The sequence below is a fragment of the Bradyrhizobium sp. 153 genome, assembly GCF_023073835.1.
Lineage (GTDB): Bacteria > Pseudomonadota > Alphaproteobacteria > Rhizobiales > Xanthobacteraceae > Bradyrhizobium.
The window spans coordinates 39148-61399 of sequence record NZ_JADPKH010000082.1; the positions used below are offsets into that span (position 1 = coordinate 39148).

General features: G+C 63.6%; 27 protein-coding genes. 8 read left to right on the forward strand and 19 right to left on the reverse strand.

Features of this window, described 5'->3' with window-relative positions:
* Positions 1-267 precede the first annotated feature (267 nt).
* From ureG to urtA, 15 genes are all read right to left on the reverse strand, one after another.
* Positions 268-891, reverse strand: coding sequence for an urease accessory protein UreG (ureG, locus tag IVA91_RS19430; protein ID WP_247277817.1), 624 nt, complete (start codon positions 889-891; stop codon positions 268-270).
* Positions 892-936: 45 nt separating this feature from the next.
* Complete coding sequence (locus IVA91_RS19435; RefSeq protein WP_247277936.1) at positions 937-1665, reverse strand: urease accessory protein UreF; 729 nt, start codon at positions 1663-1665, stop codon at positions 937-939.
* Complete coding sequence (locus tag IVA91_RS19440) at positions 1646-2242, reverse strand: urease accessory protein UreE (protein WP_247277818.1); 597 nt, start codon at positions 2240-2242, stop codon at positions 1646-1648. The genes IVA91_RS19435 and IVA91_RS19440 overlap by 20 nt, the downstream gene beginning before the upstream one ends.
* A gap of 13 nt (positions 2243-2255) precedes the next feature.
* Positions 2256-2555, reverse strand: coding sequence for a putative quinol monooxygenase (locus IVA91_RS19445; RefSeq protein ID WP_247459087.1), 300 nt, complete (start codon positions 2553-2555; stop codon positions 2256-2258).
* A 112-nt stretch (positions 2556-2667) separates the two neighbouring features.
* Complete coding sequence (gene ureC, locus IVA91_RS19450; protein ID WP_247277819.1) at positions 2668-4383, reverse strand: urease subunit alpha; 1716 nt, start codon at positions 4381-4383, stop codon at positions 2668-2670.
* 34 nt (positions 4384-4417) lie between these two features.
* Positions 4418-4957 (reverse strand): HD domain-containing protein, encoded by a 540-nt coding sequence (locus IVA91_RS19455; protein ID WP_247277820.1) that lies wholly within the window; start codon positions 4955-4957, stop codon positions 4418-4420.
* A 3-nt stretch (positions 4958-4960) separates the two neighbouring features.
* Positions 4961-5401, reverse strand: a complete 441-nt coding sequence (locus IVA91_RS19460; RefSeq protein WP_247277821.1) for an endonuclease domain-containing protein — start codon at positions 5399-5401, stop codon at positions 4961-4963.
* 117 nt (positions 5402-5518) lie between these two features.
* A complete protein-coding gene (locus IVA91_RS19465) occupies positions 5519-5824 on the reverse strand; it encodes an urease subunit beta (protein WP_247277822.1) in 306 nt (101 codons plus the stop codon).
* 8 nt (positions 5825-5832) lie between these two features.
* Entirely contained in the window at positions 5833-6135 is a 303-nt protein-coding gene (locus IVA91_RS19470) for an urease subunit gamma (RefSeq protein WP_027553946.1), read from the reverse strand.
* Between the two features lie 24 nt (positions 6136-6159).
* Positions 6160-6990: an urease accessory protein UreD gene (locus IVA91_RS19475; RefSeq protein ID WP_247277823.1), complete on the reverse strand. Its 831-nt coding sequence runs from the start codon at positions 6988-6990 to the stop codon at positions 6160-6162.
* 31 nt (positions 6991-7021) lie between these two features.
* A complete protein-coding gene (gene urtE / locus IVA91_RS19480; protein ID WP_247277824.1) occupies positions 7022-7717 on the reverse strand; it encodes an urea ABC transporter ATP-binding subunit UrtE in 696 nt (231 codons plus the stop codon).
* A 3-nt stretch (positions 7718-7720) separates the two neighbouring features.
* On the reverse strand, positions 7721-8482 hold the full coding sequence (gene urtD, locus IVA91_RS19485; RefSeq protein WP_247277825.1) for an urea ABC transporter ATP-binding protein UrtD: 762 nt from the start codon (positions 8480-8482) through the stop codon (positions 7721-7723).
* 4 nt (positions 8483-8486) lie between these two features.
* The gene (gene urtC / locus IVA91_RS19490) at positions 8487-9656 is read right to left on the reverse strand and encodes an urea ABC transporter permease subunit UrtC (protein ID WP_247277826.1); all 1170 of its coding nucleotides are present in this window, start codon (positions 9654-9656) and stop codon (positions 8487-8489) included.
* Positions 9653-11260 (reverse strand): urea ABC transporter permease subunit UrtB, encoded by a 1608-nt coding sequence (gene urtB / locus IVA91_RS19495; protein ID WP_247277827.1) that lies wholly within the window; start codon positions 11258-11260, stop codon positions 9653-9655. The genes urtC and urtB overlap by 4 nt, the downstream gene beginning before the upstream one ends.
* 84 nt (positions 11261-11344) lie before the next feature.
* Complete coding sequence (gene urtA / locus IVA91_RS19500) at positions 11345-12673, reverse strand: urea ABC transporter substrate-binding protein (RefSeq protein ID WP_247277828.1); 1329 nt, start codon at positions 12671-12673, stop codon at positions 11345-11347.
* A gap of 480 nt (positions 12674-13153) precedes the next feature.
* On the opposite strand from urtA, the gene IVA91_RS19505 reads away from it, so the two are divergent.
* From IVA91_RS19505 to IVA91_RS19515, 3 genes are all read left to right on the forward strand, one after another.
* Entirely contained in the window at positions 13154-14725 is a 1572-nt protein-coding gene (locus tag IVA91_RS19505) for a DEAD/DEAH box helicase (protein WP_247459088.1), read from the forward strand.
* A 23-nt stretch (positions 14726-14748) separates the two neighbouring features.
* Positions 14749-15039, forward strand: a complete 291-nt coding sequence (gene infA / locus IVA91_RS19510) for a translation initiation factor IF-1 (protein ID WP_011084263.1) — start codon at positions 14749-14751, stop codon at positions 15037-15039.
* Positions 15040-15303: 264 nt separating this feature from the next.
* Entirely contained in the window at positions 15304-15516 is a 213-nt protein-coding gene (locus tag IVA91_RS19515; RefSeq protein ID WP_247277830.1) for a cold-shock protein, read from the forward strand.
* Between the two features lie 113 nt (positions 15517-15629).
* Here IVA91_RS19515 and IVA91_RS19520 read toward each other — a convergent pair whose 3' ends face one another.
* From IVA91_RS19520 to IVA91_RS19535, 4 genes are all read right to left on the reverse strand, one after another.
* Complete coding sequence (locus IVA91_RS19520; RefSeq protein WP_247277831.1) at positions 15630-16208, reverse strand: TadE/TadG family type IV pilus assembly protein; 579 nt, start codon at positions 16206-16208, stop codon at positions 15630-15632.
* Positions 16209-16231: 23 nt separating this feature from the next.
* Positions 16232-16810, reverse strand: a complete 579-nt coding sequence (locus IVA91_RS19525; RefSeq protein ID WP_247277832.1) for a TadE/TadG family type IV pilus assembly protein — start codon at positions 16808-16810, stop codon at positions 16232-16234.
* Positions 16811-17063: 253 nt separating this feature from the next.
* Positions 17064-17561, reverse strand: coding sequence for a pilus assembly protein N-terminal domain-containing protein (locus IVA91_RS19530; RefSeq protein ID WP_247277833.1), 498 nt, complete (start codon positions 17559-17561; stop codon positions 17064-17066).
* A gap of 148 nt (positions 17562-17709) precedes the next feature.
* Positions 17710-18537 carry a sterol desaturase family protein gene (locus tag IVA91_RS19535; protein ID WP_247277834.1) on the reverse strand — a complete coding sequence of 276 codons (828 nt, stop codon included), beginning with the start codon at positions 18535-18537 and terminating at the stop codon, positions 17710-17712.
* 265 nt (positions 18538-18802) lie between these two features.
* On the opposite strand from IVA91_RS19535, the gene IVA91_RS19540 reads away from it, so the two are divergent.
* The 5 genes from IVA91_RS19540 (at position 18803) to IVA91_RS19560 (ending at position 22239) form a co-directional block, all read left to right on the forward strand.
* Positions 18803-18967, forward strand: a complete 165-nt coding sequence (locus IVA91_RS19540; RefSeq protein WP_129274995.1) for a Flp family type IVb pilin — start codon at positions 18803-18805, stop codon at positions 18965-18967.
* A 77-nt stretch (positions 18968-19044) separates the two neighbouring features.
* Positions 19045-19182, forward strand: a complete 138-nt coding sequence (locus IVA91_RS19545) for a hypothetical protein (protein WP_247277941.1) — start codon at positions 19045-19047, stop codon at positions 19180-19182.
* Positions 19183-19301: 119 nt separating this feature from the next.
* Positions 19302-19826: a prepilin peptidase gene (locus IVA91_RS19550; protein ID WP_247277835.1), complete on the forward strand. Its 525-nt coding sequence runs from the start codon at positions 19302-19304 to the stop codon at positions 19824-19826.
* Between the two features lie 128 nt (positions 19827-19954).
* Positions 19955-20752, forward strand: coding sequence for a Flp pilus assembly protein CpaB (cpaB, locus tag IVA91_RS19555; protein WP_247277836.1), 798 nt, complete (start codon positions 19955-19957; stop codon positions 20750-20752).
* A gap of 11 nt (positions 20753-20763) precedes the next feature.
* The gene (locus IVA91_RS19560) at positions 20764-22239 is read left to right on the forward strand and encodes a type II and III secretion system protein family protein (RefSeq protein ID WP_247277937.1); all 1476 of its coding nucleotides are present in this window, start codon (positions 20764-20766) and stop codon (positions 22237-22239) included.
* Positions 22240-22252: the final 13 nt, after the last annotated feature.

A 22252-nucleotide genomic window follows, 5' to 3' on the forward strand; every position in this document is an offset into this window, starting at 1 on the left:
CGGCAATAATTGTGGACCATATGAACGCCGCTCGAACGGCCATCTGCCGAAACAGGGTGAACCCCAGTGGCGGAGATAATGGAGGAGGAGGCATCAGTACGCAACGTAGGTCGGCTGACAAGCTTAATCCGCCCGGCCGATGGTCAGGCCGGAATGGCTGCCCCGAGGCGGAGGTAGTTAATCTCCGCGTCTAAAATTTGTTCCGCCGCTCTGGGCCTGCTTCACCCGTCAACGGCGAAAATCACCTGCGCCAAGTCGTCGCGTCGGTCAGCCTGCCCGCCTCAGGCCACCTTTGGCCTCGATGAACTCGACAATGCGGTCGAGCCCCTGGCTCTTCTTCAGGTTGGTCATGACGAAGGGACGCTGGCCGCGCATGCGCTTGGCGTCCGTCTCCATCTTTTCCAGGGAGGCCCCGACATGGGGCGCCAGGTCGATCTTGTTGATGACAAGAAGGTCTGACCGGGTGATGCCCGGGCCGCCCTTGGACGGAATCTTGTCGCCGGCGGCAACGTCGATGACGTAGATGGTGAGGTCGGCCAGCTCTGGGGAAAAAGTGGCAGCGAGATTGTCGCCGCCGGACTCGATCAGCACGAGATCGAGGCCCGGAAATTTCGCGCGCATGTCCGCCACCGCCGCGAGATTCATCGAGGCGTCCTCGCGAATCGCGGTGTGCGGGCAGCCGCCGGTCTCGACCCCGGCGATCCGATCCGGTGTCAGCGAACCCGAACGCACGAGGTATTCGGCATCCCATTTGGTGTAGATGTCGTTGGTGATCGCGGCGATGTCATAGCGCTCGCGCATGGTCTTGCAGAGCAGGTCCATCAGCGCGGTCTTGCCCGATCCGACCGGGCCGCCGACGCCGACACGTAAGGGGCCGTGAGACGTAGCCATTGATTCCTTCCTATCGTCGTCCTGGCGGAGTGTGACGCAACGTGCTCACGATCTGAACAGCCGCGTATATTGTGTCTCGTGCCGGAGGCTGGCGAGATCGGCGCGGAAAGTCGCGCTGCCGAGATCGTCCAATGTCGCCTTCAGCGCACGATTGGCGGTCGCGGCGACGGCGGCTTCCAGCGTCACCAGCACACGCTGGCTGTCGGTCTGGCCCAGCGGAATGAGACGGCTGGCCGCGGAAATCCAGTTTGAGACCAGCGCATGCAGGAAAGCGTGCAGCGTCGGCGCCAGCGGGACACCATGCATCGCGGCGACCACGCCGACGGCGACCGGATAGACCAATGGCGCGCGGCATGCCGCGACCATCACATCCAGCCCATCGGCATCCCACGCCGCGCGCGCGATGTCGATGAAGGCGCGGCCTTGGGAGGTCGTTTCCAGCTGTCGTTCGCGCGACGGCACGAAGGCGGCCGCGAGCTCGGCGGTATCGTTCAAAGTGGTGCTCTCGTCGGCTTCCGCGGCGCGATAGGCATGGACCAGGAACGTCGCATCGCAAAGGCCGGAGCCGTCGCCGAGCATAGTGTCGAGCCAGTCGGCCAGCGTCGCGGTATCGGTGATGTCGCCGGCCTCGACGGCCCATTCGATGCCGCTGGAGTAGGAGAAACCACCGACAGGAAACGCCGGCGACAACCAGGTCATCAACCGGTACAGCGCCGCCGCCTCGCGCTCGGCGAGGTCAGCGGCGCCGACCGGCTCATTTGTGGTCATGAGCATGCTTGTGGCCGTGGTGATGGTCGCGGTGGTCGCAATGCTCGTCGTGGTGATGGTGATGATCGTGACCATGATCATCATGGTCACGTTCGTGATGATGGTGGCCGTGATCGTGATGCGCATGGGCGTCGTGACCATGCGCGTGACCGGCGTCGGCATAGGCGCCGCCTTCGGGATCGAACGGCGCCTCGATCTCGATCACGCGGGCGCCGAGACCCTTCACCATGGCTTCGATGACGTGGTCGCGGCGGATACGCAAGGCCTTGGCCATGATCTGCGTCGGCAGGTGGCGGTTGCCGAGGTGCCAGCCGACGCGGATGAGATGGTGCGGATCGTGGCCGCGGATCTCCAGCAGCGGTTCGGGCGCCGCCACCACCTCCACCAGCCGGCCGTCCTCCAGCACCAGCGCATCGCCGCCGCGCAGCGCGACGGCATGCTCCAGGTCGAGCAGGAATTCGAGCCCCCGCGTCCCCGTCATGGCCATGCGGCGACGGTGCCGATCGTCGAAATCAAGCACCACCGTATCCACGGGTGCTTCCGTGAAGCGGTGCTGCCCCCTGACCTGCGTCGCCCGGATCATGCGTTTACCCCGTTTACCGTGTCTCGACCTTCTCGGGCGTGATCACCTCGATCTTCGGCGGCGCCGTGAAGCACTTCACCGCGACGCGGCCGAACGTCTTCATATGCTCCATGGCACGATGCGGCACCAGCGCCTCGGCGTTCTCCCACTGCTCGACGAACACCATTTTGGCAGGGTCGGTGACGCTCTCGTGCAAATCATAAGCGATATTGCCGGCCTCCTTCCGCGTCTCCTTGATGCAGGCGGTGGCGGCTGCAATGAATTCGGCGCGCGTTTCGGGCTTGATGGTCAAGGTGGCAACGACATAGATCACGAGAAATCCTCCCGGCTTTTCTTCTGGGTTCAAGATACCGGCGGGACATTAGACCAGGCAGGGTCGAACTCAAGACCGGAAAACAACCCCGAGGCATGCAGCACAGGCTATTTCAGTACATGAAATATCGCTGCGCCATCGGCAGCACCTCGGCGGGGGCGCAGGTGAGCAGCTCGCCGTCGGCGCGCACCTCATAGGTCTCCGGATCGACCTCGATCTTGGGCATGGCGTCGTTGTGGATCATGCTCTTCTTGGAGATCTTGCCGCGGGTATTCTCGACGGCATAGAGCGTCTTGTCGATGCCGAGTTTTCGCGCAAGACCTCCGGTGACGGCGGCCTTCGAGGTAAAGACAACGGAGGACGCCGTGCGCGCCTTGCCGAAGGCACCGAACATCGGTTGGTAGTGCACCGGTTGCGGCGTCGGGATCGAGGCGTTGGGATCGCCCATGGGCGCTGCGACGATGCTGCCGCCCTTGACGATGCAGTCCGGCTTGACGCCGAAGAAGGCCGGCGACCACAGCACGAGATCGGCGAGCTTGCCCTTCTCGACCGAGCCGATCAGTTTCGACACGCCGTGCGCGATCGCGGGATTAATGGTGTATTTGGCGATGTAGCGCTTGACGCGGAAATTGTCGTTGCCCTTGCCCTTGTCCTGCGGCAGCGATCCGCGCTGCTTCTTCATCTTGTCGGCGGTCTGCCAGGTCCGGATGATGACCTCGCCGAGGCGGCCCATCGCCTGCGAGTCCGAGGACATCATCGAGAGCGCGCCGAGATCATGCAGGATGTCCTCGGCGGCGATGGTCTCCTTGCGGATGCGGCTCTCGGCGAAAGCCAGATCTTCCGCGATCGAGGGGTCGAGGTGGTGGCACACCATCAGCATATCGAGATGCTCGTCGATGGTGTTGCGCGTGAAGGGCCGCGTCGGATTGGTCGAGGACGGCAGCACGTTTTTCAGGCCCGCGACCTTGATGATGTCGGGGGCGTGACCACCGCCCGCCCCTTCGGTGTGGAAGGCATGGATGGTGCGGCCCTTGAACGCCTTGATCGTATCCTCGACGAAACCGGATTCGTTGAGCGTGTCGGTGTGGATCATGACCTGGATGTCGTGATCGTCGGCGACCGACAGGCAGTTGTCGATCGCTGCTGGCGTCGTGCCCCAATCCTCGTGCAGCTTCAGCGCACAGGCGCCGGCTCTGATCATCTCGACCAGCGCGGCGGGCCGCGAGGCGTTCCCTTTGCCGGAAATGCCGAGATTAACCGGAAAGGCGTCGAACGACTGGATCATCCGGGCGATATGCCAGGGCCCCGGCGTGCAGGTCGTGGCGAAGGTGCCGTGCGAGGGGCCGGTGCCGCCGCCCAGCATCGAGGTGACGCCGCTCATCAGCGCGTGCTCGATCTGTTGCGGGCAGATGAAATGGATGTGGCTGTCGAAACCGCCGGCCGTGAGAATCTTGCCTTCGCCCGCGATCACATCGGTGCCGGGACCGATGATGATGGTCACGCCCGGCTGGATGTCTGGGTTGCCGGCCTTGCCGATCGCGGAAATCATGCCATCCTTGATGGCGACGTCGGCTTTCACGATGCCCCAATGGTCGACGATCAGCGCATTGGTGATGACCGTGTCGGCGGCGCCCTGCTTGTTGGTGACCTGCGACTGGCCCATGCCGTCGCGGATCACCTTGCCGCCGCCGAACTTCACCTCTTCGCCGTAGGTTGTGAAATCCTTCTCGACTTCGATGATGAGGTCGGTATCAGCTAGACGCACCTTGTCGCCGGTGGTCGGGCCGAACATGTCGGAATAGACGGACCGCTTTATTTTGACGGACATCACAAGCCCCGTATGCGTTTGAATAACTGGTCGGTCACAGCACGGCCCTCGCTGCTTTCACGGCATCGTCGAACTTCTCGTCGAGCCACGCGTTGCCGCCGCGGCAGCCCGCAACGACTTGCGTGGCCCACTCAACGTAATCGACGAGTTCGTCGTGCTCCTCGGCACTCAAATCGGTTTGAATGCGCGCCGCTGTATTGCTGATCTTGTCGGCAATCTTGATCAGCTTCGCGCCGGCGGATTTTTTTGGCGCGTCCATCGCCTGCCGACGCCGTCGCTCGGCTTTCGGCAGACTCATGTCGTCGGTGCATTCCGCGACGAGGGCGGCGACACGCTCGGAGAATCTCTGCGCCAGCTCCTCGCGCGTGGTGTCGGTGTCCTCGATGGAATCATGCAACCATCCGGCCGCCACCAGCTCGGCATCGGCACCACCGGTCGCGGTCGCAAGCAGGTTCGCGACCTCTGCGAGATGATTGATATAGGGCTCGTTGCCGCGCCCCTTGCGCGCCATGCCGTTATGACGGCGCGCAGCGAGTTCGGCAGCTTCAGAGACGAGGCGGATGGGTGAGAGCATGGCTTAGGCCTCCTTCGCGCCATCAGATACACCGATCTCTCCGTTCCCTCCCCTCTTGCGGGGGAGGGCCAGGGAGAGGGGTGCTCCGGGCTCCGCTACCTGAAGGATGGCGAGAACCACTCCCTCCAGGTTCTTCATTACGTCGTTATTGGTGAAGCGCAACACGCGATATCCGCGCGACGCGAACCACTCGTCGCGCACCTCATCGTGACGTATGCGCGCCGCGAATTCGTGGCTTTCACCGTCGACCTCGACGACGAGCTTGCAGGAATGCGCAACGAAATCGGCTATGTAATCGCCCATTGGAGCTCGACGGCGAAACCCGAGGCGAGCCAAGCGGTGAGCTTTAAGATGGCGCCAGAGAAGCGTCTCCGCGGGCGTCATCGCCCGCCGCAATTGCTTGGCACGGGTTCTTTGCGACCGGGAGACTTCGTCGTGTGGCATACCCCCCTCCCCGCCCCTCCCCCGCAAGGGGGGAGGGAGCGCGACAGTTGCGCTCACCTCACCGTGGATCACTGCACTCGCCTCAATCGCGTCGCGCTGCGCTCGCCGTTATTGCACTCACAGCCTCCCCATCACCTCGCCACGAAAACCGTAGATCGTCTTCTTGCCGGCCATGGCGACGAGCTGGACATCGCGGGTCTGGCCCGGCTCGAAGCGGACGGCGGTGCCGGCCGCGATGTCGAGGCGCATGCCGCGGGCGCGTCTGCGGTCGAACTTCAACGCCGGGTTGGTTTCAAAAAAATGGTAGTGCGAGCCGACCTGGATCGGACGGTCGCCGGTGTTGGCGACTGTCAGCGTCACGGTCTTGCGGCCAGCATTAAGCTCGATCTCGCCGTCCTGGATGAAGAGTTCGCCGGGAATCATGTCTGCTCCTACCTGATCGGCTCGTGGACGGTGACGAGCTTGGTGCCGTCCGGAAAGGTCGCCTCGACCTGGATATCGTGGATCATCTCCGGAATTCCCGGCATCACCTGATCGCGGGTCAACACCTGCGCGCCGGATTGCATCAGTTCGGCGACGGTGCGGCCGTCACGGGCGCCTTCGAGGATAAAATCGGAGATGATCGCGACCGCCTCGGGATGGTTGAGCTTGACGCCGCGGTCCAGCCGGCGGCGCGCCACGATGGCGGCCATGGAGATCAGAAGCTTGTCCTTTTCGCGGGGAGACAGGTTCATGCGAAATCTCTTCCGTTCAACACGTCAATTCAACCACAGCCGCGGCAGCACGGCGCCGGTGCGCGCCAGCACCGCCATCATGTCAGCGCGCAAACGCGCCGCATCTTGGGCACAGAACCGCGCCATTGCAAAGCCATTCCAGGCGGATATCCCGACCTCGCCCGCGAACGAGTCCGATGCTTCGCGCAGGCGCTCAACCAGGGCCTCGTCTCCAGGCAGGATCAGGGCCGTGCCGATCGCGGCGCCATCTTTGGCAACGGCAGATCGGCCGAGTTTTGCGCCGATATTGCCGTCGAGCCTGATGGTTTCGGCGAACACCAGCTTGCCGCCGCGAGAGAGCCGCCAGCGATCGACAAACTCGCCCTGCTCCATCCGCTCGCCCATGGCGGTGCGACCGAACACCACGATCTCGCAGAGCAGAAGCGAAGCCGTCTCATCAAGCGCGATGTCGAAGCGGCGATAGACACGGGCGCGATCGAACAGGATGGTCTCCTGAGGCAGCCAGGACAGATGCGCGCCTGCGCCGACCTTCAGCGCGATATTGAGCTCGGCCGCCTGTCCCGGCGCACGATAGACCTTTTCTGCGGCCGCAGTAGTCAGCGTCAGCCGCGCAGCATCAGCGGCCGTGATCTCAATGTCGAAGCGGTCGCCGCCAGCGACCCCGCCGGCCGTGTTGACGAACACGCCAGACAGCCCCTCGCCTTCTGGCGACGGAAAGCGCACGCGCAGCGAGCCGCTTTCATGCAACGTGCCACGCCGCGTCACGCCGTCGCGCGCCTGAACATCGAAGCTCACCGCGCCGCGGGCACGGTTCGCCTCGAAAACGGTTGATGTGACTGAAAAGTCGCTGCGCATCCGCCTCCCCAGCCGGTCGCGGCAGAATGGCCTACAGCGCCATCTGGCGGCTGATTTCGCTCGCGTCGAGATTGGAGCGGTCGCAGGTGAACTTCACCGCGCCGCGATCCATCACCGCGAAACTGTCGCCGAGTTCGCAAGCAAAGTCGAGATATTGTTCGACCAGCACGATCGCAATGTTGCCGAGGTTGCGCAGGTAGGAGATGGCGCGGCCTATGTCCTTGATGATCGACGGCTGGATGCCTTCGGTCGGCTCGTCGAGCAGCAGCAGCTTTGGCCGCATCACCAGCGCGCGCCCGATCGCGAGCTGCTGCTGCTGACCGCCGGAGAGGTCGCCACCGCGCCGGCCGAGCATGGATTGCAGCACCGGGAAGAGCGAGAACACGTCATCCGGAATGTGCTTGTCCTCGCGCTTGAGCGGGCCGAAGCCGGTCTTGAGGTTCTCCTCGACCGTGAGCAACGGAAATATCTCGCGGCCCTGCGGCACGAAGCCGATGCCCCTGCGCGCGCGCTCGTAGGGCTTCAGGCCCGTGATGTCTGTGCCGTCGAGCACGATCGCGCCCGAGGAGATCGGATATTGCCCGACCATGGCGCGCAAGAGCGAGGTCTTGCCGACGCCGTTGCGGCCGAGCACGCAAGTCACCTTGCCCGGCTCCGCCGAGATCGAGACGCCGCGCAGCGCCTGCGCCGCGCCGTAGAACAGGTTGATGTCCTTGACCTCAAGCATCGCTCAGCGTCCCAGATAGACTTCGATGACCCGCTCGTTGGACGAGACCTGGTCGATGGTGCCTTCCGCCAGCACGGTGCCTTCATGCAAGCAGGTGACCTTGACCCCGAGCTCGCGTACGAAAGTCATGTCGTGCTCGACCACCATCACGGTGTGGGTCTTGTTGATCTCTTTCAGCAGCTCGGCGGTGAGATGCGTCTCGACGTCGGTCATCCCGGCGACCGGCTCGTCGACGAGGAGCAGCTTTGGGTCCTGCGCGAGCAGCATGCCGATCTCGAGCCACTGCTTCTGGCCATGGCTGAGGCTGCCGGCGAGACGGTTGCGGGCGTCGGTGAGCCGGATCGTCTCCAGCACCTTGTCGATGCGCTCGGACTCCGCTTTGCTGCCGCGCCAGAACAGCGTGCCCCGGACCGAGTGATCGACATTGAGCGCGAGCAGGAGATTGTCCTGCACGCTCTGGCTCTCGAACACGGTCGGCTTCTGGAATTTGCGGCCGATGCCGAGCTCGGCGATCCGGGTCTCATCGAGCCGCGTCAGATCGGTGACCCCATCGAACAGCACAGTGCCCTCGTCCGGCTTGGTCTTGCCCGTGATGATGTCCATCATCGTGGTCTTGCCGGCGCCGTTCGGGCCGATGATGGCGCGCATCTCGCCGGGCTCGAGTGTCAGCGACAGGTTGTTGATGGCGCGGAAGCCGTCGAACGAGACGTGCACGCCGTCGAGATAGAGCATCGCGGAGGTGGCGCGGGTATCCATGACGTTCATCGCGCTACTCCGCCATCTTGGGTTCGGTGACGCCATCTTCGGCCGCAGCGCTCGCAATGGCCGCGGCGGTGCGCTTTTCCTTCGATGAGTCCCACCAGGCGTTGAAGGTGCCGACGATGCCCTTCGGCAGCAGCAGCGTCACCAGGATGAACAACGCACCCAGCATGAACAGCCAGTACGGCGCGAGCACGCCGGAGGTGAAGAAGGTCTTGGCGTAATTGACGACGACGGCGCCGAGCGCCGCGCCGACCAGTGTGCCGCGGCCGCCGACCGCAACCCAGATCACCGCCTCGATCGAATTGCCCGGCGCAAATTCGGATGGATTGATGATGCCGACCTGCGGCACGTAGAGCGCGCCGGCGACGCCGGCCATGCAGGCCGACACCGTGAACACGAACAGTTTGTAGGATTCGACGCGGTAGCCGAGGAAGCGCGTCCGCGATTCCGCGTCACGCACCGCAATCAGCACCTTGCCTAGCTTGGAGGAGACGATGGCGCGACAGATCAGGAAGCCGACGATCAGCGCCAGGCAGCTCAGCGCGAACAATGCGGCGCGCGTACCCTCCGCCTGCACGTTGAAGCCGAGGATGTCCTTGAAATCGGTCAGGCCGTTGTTGCCGCCGAAGCCGAAATCATTGCGGAAGAAGGCGAGCAGCAGCGCATAGGTCATCGCCTGCGTGATGATCGACAGATATACGCCTGTGACGCGGGAGCGGAAGGCGAGCCAGCCGAAGCAAAAGGCGAGAAGGCCCGGCACGACCAGCACCATCAGCGCCGCAAACCAGAACATGTCGAAGCCGTACCAGTACCAGGGCAGCTTCTGCCAGTTCAGGAACACCATGAAGTCGGGCAGGACCGGATTGCCGTAGACGCCGCGGGTGCCGATCTGTCGCATCAGATACATGCCCATGGCGTAGCCGCCGAGTGCGAAGAAGGCGCCGTGGCCGAGCGAGAGGATGCCGCAATAGCCCCAGATCAAGTCGATCGCGAGCGCGAGGATGGCGTAGCAGACATATTTGCCCCAGAGCGCGACGAGATAGGTCGGCACCTGAAGGAACGAGCCCGCAGGCAGCAGCAGGTTGGAGAGCGGGATGAGGATGCCGCAGGCCGCGACGACGGCGAGGAAAATCGTCGCGCTGCGGTCCAGCGATCGCGTCAGCATGTGAGGGGTCATGCTTCCACCGCACGGCCCTTGAGCGCGAACAAGCCGCGCGGCCGTTTTTGGATGAACAGGATGATCAGAACCAGGATGGCGATTTTGCCGAGCACGGCGCCTGCGACCGGCTCCAGGAACTTGTTGGCGATGCCGAGCGTGAAGGCGCCGACCAGGGTGCCCCAGAGATTGCCCACGCCGCCGAACACCACGACCATGAAACTATCGATGATGTAGCTCTGGCCGAGATTGGGGCTGACATTGTCGATCTGCGACAATGCCACGCCTGCAATGCCGGCGATGCCCGAGCCGAGCCCGAAGGTGAGCGCATCGACGCGCGAGGTGGCGATGCCCATCGAGGCCGCCATGCGGCGGTTCTGCGTCACCGCGCGCATCTCGAGGCCGAGCGCGGTGTAGCGCAGCATCGCGAGCAGGATCGCGAACACGGCCAGCGTGAAGCAGAGGATCCAGAGCCGGTTATACGTGATAGTGATCTGGCCGAGTTCGAACGCGCCGCTCATCCAGGAGGGATTGCCGACCTCGCGGTTGGTCGGGCCGAACATGGTGCGCACCGCCTGCTGCAACACCAGCGACAGGCCCCAGGTCGCCAGCAGCGTCTCCAGCGGACGGCCGTAGAGAAAGCGGATGATGCTGCGCTCGATGAGGACGCCGATGGCGCCGGCGACGAGAAAGGCGAGCGGCACGGCAATCAGCAGCGAATAGTCGAACAGGGCGGGATAGCGGGTACGGATCACCTCCTGCACCACGAAGGTGGTGTAGGCCCCGATCATCACCATCTCGCCATGCGCCATGTTGATGACGCCCATCACGCCGAAGGTGATGGCGAGCCCGATCGCAGCGAGCAGCAGCACCGAGCCGAGTGAGAGGCCGTACCAGGCGTTCTGCACCATCGACCAGACCGCAAGCGAGCTTTGGATCGAGCCGATCGCGCTCGCGGCAGCCTTGGTCACCGAGGCCGGCTGGTCGCCCATGCCGGTGAGCAGCGCCAGCGCCTCCTGATCGCCGCGCGCCTTGAGCGTGGCGACGGCCTCCAGCTTCTCGACCTCGGTGGCGTCCGACTTGAACAGCAGGATGGCCGCCCGGGCTTCGCCTAGCGCAGCCTTGACGGATCGGTTGGTTTCCTTGGCGAGGGCGCCATCGACGGCTTCGAGTGCGGTCTCCTCATGCGACTTGAACACGGATTGCGCGGCCTGGAGGCGCGTTCCGACATCCGGCGACTGCAGCGTGAGGCCGCCGACCGCGGCATCGACGCTGCGGCGCAGACGGTTGTTGAGGCGAACCGCGCTCGCGCTGTCGGGAATGCTGGTCACCGGCTGGCCGGTCGCGGCATCGATCGACTTGCCGTCGGCGCCGGTAACATAGACCTTCTTGCTATCTGGATCGGCCATGAGGCGGCCGTCTTGAAGCGCGCTGATGATCGGCAATGCCAGCGGGTTGCCGCTGCTTGCGACCGCGCCGATCGCCTCTTCCGTATCGGAAAAATCGTCGTTGGCGAATTTTGCGACCGCATCCTCGAACGGACCGGCGAAGGCCGGCAGCGCGAACGCGATCAGGAACAACGAGAGCAGGAGCGAACGGAGACGGGCGGACAAATGGGCTGGCACTGTGAATGACCCCGGCGGAAATGGGTGGAGAAGGCGGCGGGATCGCCGCCCTCTCCAATCTTGCAATGGAGCGTCAGATCGGGATCAGGAGCCCGAACCGAGGCACTTGTTGGTCTTGGTATTGAAGTTGCCGCACTTCTTGCCGACCCAGTCGCCGATCAGGTCCTTGGAGCCGTCGAGCTCCTTCGACCAGGCATCGCCAGCAACGAGACCCGGGGTCTTCCAGACCACGTCGAACTGGCCGTTGCCCTTGATCTCGCCAATGAACACCGGCTTGGTGATGTGGTGGTTCGGCAGCATCTTCGACACGCCGCCGGTCAAGTTCGGCGCCTCGATGCCCGGAAGCGCATCGATCACCTTGTCCGGATCAGTCGACTTCACCTTCTCGACTGCCTTCACCCACATGTTGAAGCCGATCACGTGTGCTTCCATAGGGTCGTTGGTCACGCGCTTCGGGTTCTTGGTGTAGGCCTGCCAATCCTTGATGAACTTCTCGTTCGACCCGTCCTTGGTCTTGATCGACTGGAAGTAGTTCCAGGCGGCGAGATGCCCGACCAGCGGCTTGGTGTCGATGCCGGCAAGCTCTTCCTCACCCACCGAGAACGCGACCACGGGGATGTCCTTGGCCTTGATGCCCTGGTTGCCGAGTTCCTTGTAGAAGGGAACGTTGGCGTCGCCGTTGATGGTCGAGACCACCGCGGTCTTCTTGCCAGCCGAGCCGAACTTCTTGATGTCGGCAACGATCGTCTGCCAGTCGGAGTGACCGAACGGCGTGTAGTTGATCATGATGTCTTCCTGAGCCACACCCTTCGACTTCAGATAGGCTTCCAGGATCTTGTTGGTGGTGCGCGGATAGACGTAGTCGGTGCCCGCGAGCACCCAGCGCTTCACCTTCTCTTCCTTCATCAGATAGTCGACGGCGGGAATCGCCTGCTGGTTCGGCGCAGCGCCGGTGTAGAATACGTTGCGCTCGCTCTCCTCGCCCTCGTACTGCACGGGGTAGAACAGGATGTTGTTCAGCTCCTTGAAGACCGGCAGCACGGACTTGCGCGACACCGAGGTCCAGCAGCCGAACACGACCGCGACCTTGTCCTTCGTGATCAGCTCGCGCGCCTTCTCGGCGAACAGCGGCCAATTGGAAGCGGGGTCGACGACGACGGCCTCGAGCTTTTTGCCGAGCACGCCGCCCTTCTTGTTCTGCTCGTCGATCAGGAAGAGGATGGTGTCCTTCAGCGTGGTCTCGCTGATGGCCATGGTGCCGGAAAGGGAGTGAAGCACGCCGACCTTGATCGTGTCGTCCGCGGCCTTGGCGCCAGTCAATGAAGCCAGACCGAGCATCAGCCCGGCGGTCGCGGCGAGGACGCCGCGGCGGCTAAATGACGCCGCTATATCGTGAGTGGATTTGCTAAGCATGAGTGTATCATCTCCCTGACGCAGACGTGAAAAACGCTGCGAAACGGCCCCACGGCCGCCTGCGATTAACGGATTCGCAAGAACCATGCCATGGGCTAGACAGCCCTCAAGCCGTTGGTTTTGCTGTGAAAACGGCTTATTTTCTAAGTCTCGCCGCGATCTGCTCGCCTAAACCCTAGGCAATGGGAATGTATGCGAAAGCGGCAGATGGCCTGTTTTATATGCAAATCGTCCGTCTTGGCTAAATTTCCGGCACAACTATTTCTGCGCCGCAACCACCGTTTAGGACGAACCCGCCTTGAAAGCGCCCCGACGATGTTCCATATGAACGGTCGAGACTGCTTGCGAATCAAGCCGTCGTTGCGAGCTGCGTGTTCTTAAGCCCCTACGGGCCTCTGGCTTGCCCCATATCTCCCAAGCCCATCCGACACCCCAAACACGCAGGTGTCTTCTCGACACCCTATGCGCGCGCCGCGCCGAATGCGCCGGGCGCCCGCCTTTGACATGGAAAGAACCCCTCTTTTGACTTCGTTTCAGGATTTCGGCCTCGCCGAACCCATCGCACGCGCTCTTCGTGAAGAGAACTACGTCACCCCCACCCCGATCCAGGCTCAGACCGTCCCGCTGGCGCTGACCGGCCGCGACGTCGTCGGCATTGCCCAGACCGGCACCGGCAAGACCGCGTCCTTCGCGCTGCCGATCCTGCATCGCCTGCTCGATAACCGCATCAAGCCGCAGCCCAAGACCGCCCGCGTCCTGGTGCTGTCGCCCACCCGCGAGCTGTCCGGCCAGATCCTCGACAGCTTCAATGCCTATGGCCGCCACATCCGCCTGTCCTCAACACTCGCCATCGGCGGCGTGCCGATGGGCCGCCAGGTCCGCTCGCTGATGCAGGGCGTCGAGGTTCTGGTCGCCACTCCCGGCCGCCTGCTCGATCTTGTCCAGAGCAACGGGCTGAAGCTTTCAAGTGTCGAATTCCTCGTGCTCGACGAGGCCGACCGCATGCTCGACATGGGCTTCATCAACGACATCCGCAAAATCGTTGCCAAGCTGCCGATCAAGCGGCAGACGCTGTTCTTCTCGGCCACCATGCCGAAGGACATCGCCGAGCTCGCCGACGCTATGCTGCGTGATCCCGCCCGCGTCGCGGTGACCCCGGTCTCCTCGACCGCCGAACGGATCAACCAGCGCATCCTCCAGGTCGACTTCTCGGCCAAGCCGGCCTTCCTCGCCAAGCTGCTGAAGGAAGAACCGGTCAACCGGGCGCTGGTCTTCACCCGCACCAAGCACGGCGCCGACAAGGTCGTAAAGACACTGGAGAAGGCGGGCATCCCCGCCAGCGCCATTCATGGGAACAAGTCACAGAACCATCGCGAACGAACGCTGGGCCAGTTCCGGTCGGGCGAGATCCGTACCCTGGTCGCCACCGACATCGCCGCCCGCGGCATCGACGTCGACGGCATCACCCACGTCATCAATTTCGATCTGCCCAACGTGCCCGAGACTTACGTCCACCGCATCGGCCGCACTGCGCGCGCCGGCGCCGACGGCACCGCGATCTCGCTGGTTGCCGGCGGTGACGAGCTCGGCTATCTCCGCGACATCGAGCGCCTGATCCGCGTTGCGTTGACGCGTGAGGACCACCGCACCGATGCCGGTCGCCGGGATGCCGGTCCTCCCCCGCCGCAGCAACGACAAGGTCGGCCAGGCCGCCCGGGCCAGCGTCCGCAGGGCGCACGGCACGGGCAGGGTGACGGGCGGCGTGCCGACGAAAGGCATGGCGACGGGCGCCACCACAGCGCCGGCAAGCAGGGCGACGGACGCCCCGGCGAGGGACGGCATATTGACGGGCGGCCCGGCACTGGCCCGAAAGCTTCGAAGGCATCTCGTCGCTGCCGTTCCGGTGCTAAGATGCATTCGTCGCTAACCGACCGTCCGGAACAGCGTTCCGCGCATAGCGCCGGGACGCCTGATGGGATACAAGGCGTTGCCTTTTTGCGCCGCGAGAGTCGGCCGAACGGTCAACCGAATCGCAAACCCTTTTCGCACTAGCCGTCCACGACCTGGAGAAATTCATGGCTAAGGAAGAGCTGATCCAGTTCGAAGGACTGGTCACCGAAATCCTCCCCGACGCACGCTACCGCGTGCAGCTCGACGCCGGACACGAGATCGTTGCTTACACCGCCGGCAAGATGAAGAAGAACCGGATCAAGACGCTCGCGGGCGACCGCGTGACGGTGGAGATGTCGCCCTATGACCTCGAGAAGGGCCGACTGATTTTCCGCCACAAGGACGAGCGTCCCGCCACGTCCGGCGGCCCGCCGCGGGGTGGAGCGCAGCGCGGCGGCCAGTTCCGCCGCCGTTAGTCTTCGGGCGCCTCAGCGCGGAAGTAAAATTCTGGTCTGTATGCTGATCCGCCGCGCACCTCGCGGCGGATCAAAAAATCGTGCGCTCCGGATTGTTTTGAAGCCCTAATTCCGATAAAATGAATTAATCGATTTTCGGCCGGACGACATTAGCATCCACCGGTACAGCCGGTTCAGACACGCTGACGACCTTTCCAAAAATTCGATCTAACCTGCCTGCGCGAGCGGGCTCTTACATGGTGCTATCTAGAAGGGACTACCCCAGTGAGCATGGGAACCGTGAAGTGGTTTAACGCGACCAAGGGTTATGGCTTCATTCAGCCCGATGACGGTGGCAAGGACGTGTTCGTTCACATCAGCGCCGTCGAGCGCGCCGGCCTCGGCTCGCTGCACGAAGGCCAGAAGGTCTCCTACGAGATCGTGGCCGACCGCCGCTCCGGAAAGTCGGCAGCGGACAACCTCCGCGCCGCAGGCTGAGCCCGCCGGGCCCATAGCCCGGATATTGCCCCGGACCAGCTCAGGCGAGCCAAGGAATCAAAAAGGCCGTGCGCAACGCACGGCCTTTTTCATGTCGGAAGGAGGCGCTGCGATCAGTAGACCGTGCAGGCCGTAGCCGGGCTGTAATAGACGCAGGTGGACTGGCGCGGGCGGGTATAGGCAACATCGCTCAGCGTGACCGCGTTCTTGAGCACGTAACCGATCGTCGGCGTGTAGGTGTAGCTGACCTCACTGAAGATCAGGTAGGTGCCGCCGACCGCAAGCGTCGTGGGAATCGTGACCGGGGACTTCTCCGTGCGCGGCGCGGATCCCTTGCTCCACTGCACATGCGCCTGCAGGGTCGATGGGTCGACATAGAGTTCGCTGATCGTCGCCGACACCGTCGTGGTGGGATACGGCGTCATGACGCCGGTCGAGGCCGCGAAGAAATTGGTCATGTCGGTATCGCCGACCGAAATCGATTGCGAGGTGAGGTCGGACAGCGTCCGCGCCATCAGCGTCACCTTGCGATCGATCGCCACCGCCGACGAGAACTCGACCGTGCCGAAGAACATCACCAGCATCAGCGGCACGATCACCGCGAATTCGGTCGCCGCGAGCGCCCTGCTGTCCGCGACGAACTCGCCCACGGCGCAGCGGGCCGCCCACCAGATTCTCGACATCGTCTGCATCGTTCCGTCCAGATCCATTGGTCTTAGTAAGGCTCGTTCTTGAACGCGGCCGTGGCAACCAGCAGCCGCTTGCTGCCCGCAAGATTGGAGGTGTTGTAGCCGAGGCCGGTGACGAACAGCGGCCATTGATAGAACAGCCGCACCACCACGATGTCGCCCGCACCGCCCGGGCTGTAGCTCGTGTTCGTGTCGAAATTTCCGGAGCCGTCGATATGGGTCGGCAGCGTCACCGCAGCGAAGGACGAGAAGCTCGTGACTTCGACATAGAGCTTGCTGCAATCGAACAGCGCCGGAATCTGGCTACAGACATAGGACTTGAACGTTGCTTGCGTGCAGGGCTTGCTCACGCCGGAGACGGCGCAGGCCGTCACTGAACCGGATTGCGCCTGCCCGGTCAGAACCACGCGCGCGGAATTCTGCGTGATGGTCTCGAGCACCTGGCCCGCGAAGAACATCAGCGCCGTCTCGATGATGGCGAACAGCAACGCGAAAAACACCGGAGCGACCAGCGCAAACTCGACGACCGCGGAGCCGCGGCGGTTACCGCGAAACCGGCGCAGCGCGGCGAGCAGCGTGAACCTCGTTGGTGCAGGCGATGGCATCGCGTCAAATTCCCCGGCAACGGCAATCATCTGCCCGTTTCAATAGCGAAAACTGATTGTTTAAGTGTTTCAGGCGATCCGCTCCGGTCAGACCGCCTCATTAAGCATGCGTTAACCGCGAACGCCCAAGCACAGGCAGGCAGACAGGACGGCCACGCGGAAACAAGGGCGCGCGGAGAGAAGAACTCCTCGTGGGAGGCGCCAGCGTCCGGGCCGGTCAGGCGATCCTGCCCGAGCAACTTCGCCGGTTCTGCTAGTTGGTCTTGGCGCCGGCTCCGGCCGTGCCGCTGGCATTGCCGCTCAGTGTGCCCGCCTGGTTCATCGTGTTGTTGAAGTAGGCATCGCTGTCGCCGAGCGTGACGCGGCGCTGGCAAAGCGGCAGGCAGCTATAGGACTCGCGCTCGATCCCGCGATAGACGGTGACGAGCCGGTCGCTCGGACCTTCGACCTGGATCTGGCGGTCGACCAGGATCTCGCCGCCCCGGTCGAGCGCGATGAAATTGGTGGCACCATAGCCTTTCCCGGTCACGACGATCATGCCGCCAGGCTGGAGCGTGACGTCCGCGATCAGGGGATTGCCGACCACGATGGTCGCGACCTTGCCGGGGAGCCGTACCAGCTTGGCCTGGTCGACATTGACGGCGATGGTATCGGCGGTGGGCTCGGCAAGGCCGGCACCAGGCAACGCCAGCATCGCGGCCGCAACCAGAAGGCAGACGCGCGCCTGACGGCGCAGCAATTCTTTACGCATACTCTTACCCCCGGGACGTCACAAACCGGCAGAAACGATCAGACAGCGGAGCCGGTGCCCGACCCGACTAACCTGCCCTTAATTCGTGAACGTTCCGCAAACTCGCCGACTATTGTTTGAAGGGAGCTTCCGAATCGTCGGCGCCGCGCTAACGGCGGAACGGATAGGCGAGTTGCCCGCCGATTTCCTTCGGCATGGTCGCTTCGTCCTTGCCATAATCCTGCGGCAGCCTGCCCTCCGGCATCCGGAAGGTGCCGAACAGCACGTCCCAGATCGGGAACGTCCCGGCAAAGTTGGTGTCGCCGCCCTCTTCGAGCGAGGTGTGGTGCCAGCGGTGGAATACCGGCGTCGCCAGCACGTATCTGAACGGTCCGAAGGTCCAGTTCAAATTGGCGTGCACGAAGGCCGAATGAAAGGTGGTGAACGGACCGACCCAGATCATCACGTTGGGGGAGATACCGGCCATCAGCAGCACGACGTCGACGCTGATCGTCCCGAGCATGAGGTTGACGGGATGGAAGCGCGCCGCGGAAATCCAGCCGATCTCCTCCGACGAATGATGAATTGCGTGGTACTTCCAGAAGCCGCCGTCGTGGAAAAGCCGGTGCAGCCAGTACAGCATGAAATCGGACAGCACCAGGAACAGCACGGCCTGTAGCCATAGCGGCAGCTGTGACAGCGGGCCATGGCCGTTGTCGTAGAAAGCGATGAGGTCGTCGGCATCGCGGATGCTGAAGACGACGCCGGCGCCCACGATCAGCAGTCCGATCCGCATGGTGCGGGCGAACACCGGCACGAAGAACCAGTAGCAGATGTCGGTGAGGATCTCCCGCTTGCGCCACCACGGCGCGCCGGGATTGCAGGCCCAGAAATGCTCGAGCACGGTGAAGATTGCTGCGAGCACCAGGGTGACGGGGACCATCTTCTGGATCGTCTCGCCGAGCATCAGGGCGACTTGCATGGGCAGGCTCGACATCGTCGCCTCACTTCCGAATTGCTGGTCCCGCCTAGGCCTACTCCGCTAGATTTAAGGGAGGGTGAAGCCGGCGGTGCATGCGCTGCATTCGGAACAGACCGAATTCAACTGCCGCGTTAAGACGAAATTCACTCTGGCCAAAAGCACCGCGCCACAAGCGGGTTTGCTCGAATGAATTAACGCTACCGAAAGAGCTCGACTCTCATGTTCGTCGCGTCAAAGACAGCGCCGAACGAGGCGATCCCATCCAGACGGAGTTTTGTTCATGAAGAACCTGATTGCGCGTTTCGCGAAGGACGAATCCGGTGCCACCGCCATCGAATACGGTCTGATCGCCGCCGGCATCGCGCTGGCCATCATCACCGTCGTCAACAATCTCGGCAGCACGCTGAACACCAAGTTCGGCTCGATCAGCACGTCGCTGAAGTAAGCGGCTTGACGAGCGACCGCAAAAGCCCCGGACCTCCGGGGCCTTTGTTTTTCTGAAGACGGCGAGTTCCAGTGGCGTTGCGCGAGTACAGAACCGATGCCGCCGTCGCGGCGAACGAGGCGGTGTCGCAGACCAGCTCGCCGGCCTATTGGGTCTGCCTTGCGCTGCTGCTGGCGACGCTCGTCCTCGCCGTGCGCATTGCCAGCCTCTGGTGAGCACGCTTGCGGCGGTGCCACCCCCGCCGCCCGGCTGCCGTTGTCGGTTTGTTTAGCACTGCCGGCTAGCATCCGCGCCGCCAGCTTCCGCGACACAACCAGGCCTCAAGACGCAGCCCATGATCCTCGACCTTGCGCGCCTTCTGCTCTTCCCGGCCCTCATGGCGTTCGCCGCCGCGAGCGATCTCTTCACGATGACGATCTCGAACCGCGTTTCGCTGGCGTTGGTCGCAGGCTTCTTCGCCCTCGCCCTCGCCGGTGGCATGGCACCTTACGAGGTGCTGAGCCATGTCGGTGCCGGCGCACTTCTCCTGATCGTGGCCTTCTCCTGCTTTGCGATGGGCTGGGTCGGCGGCGGCGATGCCAAGGTCGCGGCCTCGGTCGCACTCTGGTTCGGCTTTGCACATCTGATGAACTTCCTGCTCTACGCGTCGCTGTTCGGCGGGGCGCTGACGCTGCTCCTGCTCCAATTCCGGCAATGGCCGCTGCCCTACGGACTGGCGGGCCAGGCCTGGCTCGCACGGCTGCACGCCAAGGAGAGCGGCATTCCCTATGGAATCGCGCTCGCACTGAGCGCGCTGATGGTCTACCCGGAGACCGAATGGGTGAAGGCGATCGACCTCGCTCACCTCGTACTGCGCTGAACGCACCGGGTAAACCAGGCGTTAAGGCGATTTAGATACGCCTCATTAACCATGCTTTGACGAATAGCTGGTCAACTGCCGATTACGGCGGCGGCAGCGTCGCGGCGTTTTGTTGGAAAGTGAAGCGTATGAATAGGGCACGCATTGTCGTCCTGACGGTCGCCATCGGCGCCGGCGGCGTCGCCGCGTACCTGGCGAGCGGCACGGACAATTCTGCGCCGCCTCCGGCTCCGGTCGCGCAGCTTCCGACCGTCGACGTTCTGGTCGCCAAGAACGATATCGGTCTCGGCCAGACAGTGAAGCCGGACGACGTGCAATGGCAGACTTGGCCGGCCGCGACCGCCAGCGCCACCTTCATCCGCCGCAACGAGCGTCCCGAGGGCGCGAGCCAGGTGACCGGCTCGATCGCGCGCGCTCCCTTCATCCAGGGTGAGCCGATCCGAGACCAGAAGCTGGTCAAGGCCGACGGCTCCGGCTTTATGGCGGCAATCCTGCCTTCCGGTATGCGGGCGATCTCGACCGAGATCTCGCCGGAGACCGGCGCAGGCGGCTTCATCCTGCCCAACGACCGCGTCGATGTGATCCTCACGCGCCGCCTCAAGAACCCGGACCAGAGCAGTGGCGCCCCGGACATTGTCACCTCCGAGATCATCCTCGCCAACATCCGCGTCCTGGCCATCGACCAAGCGCCGAAGGAGAAGGACGGCCAGAACACGGTGGTCGGCAAAACCGTGACCTTGGAGCTCAATGCGGCCCAGACCCAGGCGCTTTCGTCGGCCCGCCAGGCCGGAACGCTGTCGCTGGCATTGCGCAGCATATCCGACGTCAAGCTCAGCGAGATCACGCTCGACGAATCCGCGCAGAAGCGCGACGGCGTTTCGATCATTCGCTACGGCATTCCAAGTCAGACGGCAAAAGCACGATGAACACAGTCGATATGAAATGCAGGGCAAATCTGGCGACGATGCGAACCTCAGTGGTTCGCGCCCTGTCGTTTTCGGCCGTCCTCGCGCTGACGCTGAACCCGGCCCTCAGCCCGGTGGTCGCCGCCGACTACCGTCCCGTGGTGCCGGTCGCGGCCGACGGCCAGATGAACGCGCGTTTCCTCTCGCTCGGCATCGGCAAATCTGTCGTCATCGATCTGCCGCGGGACATCAAGGATGTGCTGGTCGCCGACCCCAAGATCGCCAATGCGGTGGTCCGCTCGGCGCAGCGCGCCTACATCATCGGCGCCTCGGTCGGCCAGACCAATATCGTGTTCTTTGATTCCGCCGGCCAGCAGATTGCGGCCTATGACATCGCGGTCAAGCGCGACCTCAACGGCGCGCGGGCCGCACTGAAGCAGATCCTGCCCAACTCCGACATCCAGATCGACGGCCTCGGCGACGGCATCGTCCTGACCGGCACGGCTGCGAACCCGCTCGAAGCGCAGCAGGCCAATGATCTCGCCGCGCGACTCGCCGGCGGCGCCGACAAGGTGGTGAACTCGATCGTGGTCCGCGGCCGCGATCAGGTCATGCTGAAGGTAACGGTGGCCGAAGTCCAGCGCAACATCGTCAAGCAGCTCGGCATCGACCTCTCCGCGAACCTGAACTACGGCACCTCCGTGGTGAGCTTCTCCAACTCCAACCCGTTCACGGCCCTTGGCCGCAATCTCGTGGACGGCAACAACCTGACCACGAAATTCGGCGCGACGCCGTCCGTGCAGGCCACCCTCCGCGCGATGGAGACCGCGGGCGTGATCCGTACGCTGGCCGAGCCGAATCTCACCGCGATCTCCGGCGAGTCGGCGACCTTCATTGCCGGCGGTGAATTCCCGGTGCCGGCAGGCTATGCGTGCGATCCGACCACGCATGTCTGTACCACCCAGATCAGCTTCAAGAAGTTCGGCATCTCGCTCAACTTCACTCCGGTGGTTCTGAGCGAGGGCAAGATCAGCCTGCGCGTGATGACCGAAGTCTCGGAACTGTCGAACGAGAATGCGATCACGCTCTCCCAGGCGGTGACCTCGACGTCGGTGAACTCGCTGACGGTGCCCTCGATCAGGACCCGTCGCGCCGAGACTTCGCTGGAAATTCCCTCGGGCGGCGCGATGGCGATGGCCGGCCTGATCCAGCAGCAGACCAAGCAGGCGGTCAGCGGACTGCCGGGGCTGATGCAGCTCCCGATCCTCGGCACGCTGTTCCGCAGCCGCGACTTCGTCAACAACGCGACCGAACTGGTCGTGATCGTGACGCCTTATGTCGTTCGCGCGGTTGCGCAAAAGGATCTGTCGCGGCCGGATGACGGCTTCGCCGCGCCTTCCGATCCGCAGGCCGAGCTGATCGGCAACATCAACCGCATCTACGGCGTGCCCGGTCGGACCGAACCGGCCAGAAATTACCGCGGCACCTACGGCTTCATCACCGACTGAAGCGGAACGGGGA

Excerpts from the sequence above, each read along its gene's own strand:
- ureG (WP_247277817.1), bottom strand. The coding sequence starts at position 891 with ATGGCTACGTCTCACGGCCCCTTACGTGTCGGCGTCGGCGGCCCGGTC.
- IVA91_RS19435 (WP_247277936.1), bottom strand. The coding sequence starts at position 1,665 with ATGCTCATGACCACAAATGAGCCGGTCGGCGCCGCTGACCTCGCCGAG.
- IVA91_RS19440 (WP_247277818.1), bottom strand. The coding sequence starts at position 2,242 with ATGATCCGGGCGACGCAGGTCAGGGGGCAGCACCGCTTCACGGAAGCA.
- ureC (WP_247277819.1), bottom strand. The coding sequence starts at position 4,383 with ATGTCCGTCAAAATAAAGCGGTCCGTCTATTCCGACATGTTCGGCCCG.
- IVA91_RS19455 (WP_247277820.1), bottom strand. The coding sequence starts at position 4,957 with ATGCTCTCACCCATCCGCCTCGTCTCTGAAGCTGCCGAACTCGCTGCG.
- IVA91_RS19460 (WP_247277821.1), bottom strand. The coding sequence starts at position 5,401 with ATGCCACACGACGAAGTCTCCCGGTCGCAAAGAACCCGTGCCAAGCAA.
- IVA91_RS19465 (WP_247277822.1), bottom strand. The coding sequence starts at position 5,824 with ATGATTCCCGGCGAACTCTTCATCCAGGACGGCGAGATCGAGCTTAAT.
- IVA91_RS19470 (WP_027553946.1), bottom strand. The coding sequence starts at position 6,135 with ATGAACCTGTCTCCCCGCGAAAAGGACAAGCTTCTGATCTCCATGGCC.
- IVA91_RS19475 (WP_247277823.1), bottom strand. The coding sequence starts at position 6,990 with ATGCGCAGCGACTTTTCAGTCACATCAACCGTTTTCGAGGCGAACCGT.
- urtE (WP_247277824.1), bottom strand. The coding sequence starts at position 7,717 with ATGCTTGAGGTCAAGGACATCAACCTGTTCTACGGCGCGGCGCAGGCG.
- urtD (WP_247277825.1), bottom strand. The coding sequence starts at position 8,482 with ATGAACGTCATGGATACCCGCGCCACCTCCGCGATGCTCTATCTCGAC.
- urtC (WP_247277826.1), bottom strand. The coding sequence starts at position 9,656 with ATGACCCCTCACATGCTGACGCGATCGCTGGACCGCAGCGCGACGATT.
- urtA (WP_247277828.1), bottom strand. The coding sequence starts at position 12,673 with ATGCTTAGCAAATCCACTCACGATATAGCGGCGTCATTTAGCCGCCGC.
- IVA91_RS19505 (WP_247459088.1), top strand. The coding sequence starts at position 13,154 with ATGCGCCGGGCGCCCGCCTTTGACATGGAAAGAACCCCTCTTTTGACT.
- infA (WP_011084263.1), top strand. The coding sequence starts at position 14,749 with ATGGCTAAGGAAGAGCTGATCCAGTTCGAAGGACTGGTCACCGAAATC.
- IVA91_RS19520 (WP_247277831.1), bottom strand. The coding sequence starts at position 16,208 with ATGCAGACGATGTCGAGAATCTGGTGGGCGGCCCGCTGCGCCGTGGGC.
- IVA91_RS19525 (WP_247277832.1), bottom strand. The coding sequence starts at position 16,810 with ATGCCATCGCCTGCACCAACGAGGTTCACGCTGCTCGCCGCGCTGCGC.
- IVA91_RS19530 (WP_247277833.1), bottom strand. The coding sequence starts at position 17,561 with ATGCGTAAAGAATTGCTGCGCCGTCAGGCGCGCGTCTGCCTTCTGGTT.
- IVA91_RS19535 (WP_247277834.1), bottom strand. The coding sequence starts at position 18,537 with ATGTCGAGCCTGCCCATGCAAGTCGCCCTGATGCTCGGCGAGACGATC.
- IVA91_RS19540 (WP_129274995.1), top strand. The coding sequence starts at position 18,803 with ATGAAGAACCTGATTGCGCGTTTCGCGAAGGACGAATCCGGTGCCACC.
- IVA91_RS19550 (WP_247277835.1), top strand. The coding sequence starts at position 19,302 with ATGATCCTCGACCTTGCGCGCCTTCTGCTCTTCCCGGCCCTCATGGCG.
- cpaB (WP_247277836.1), top strand. The coding sequence starts at position 19,955 with ATGAATAGGGCACGCATTGTCGTCCTGACGGTCGCCATCGGCGCCGGC.
- IVA91_RS19560 (WP_247277937.1), top strand. The coding sequence starts at position 20,764 with ATGAAATGCAGGGCAAATCTGGCGACGATGCGAACCTCAGTGGTTCGC.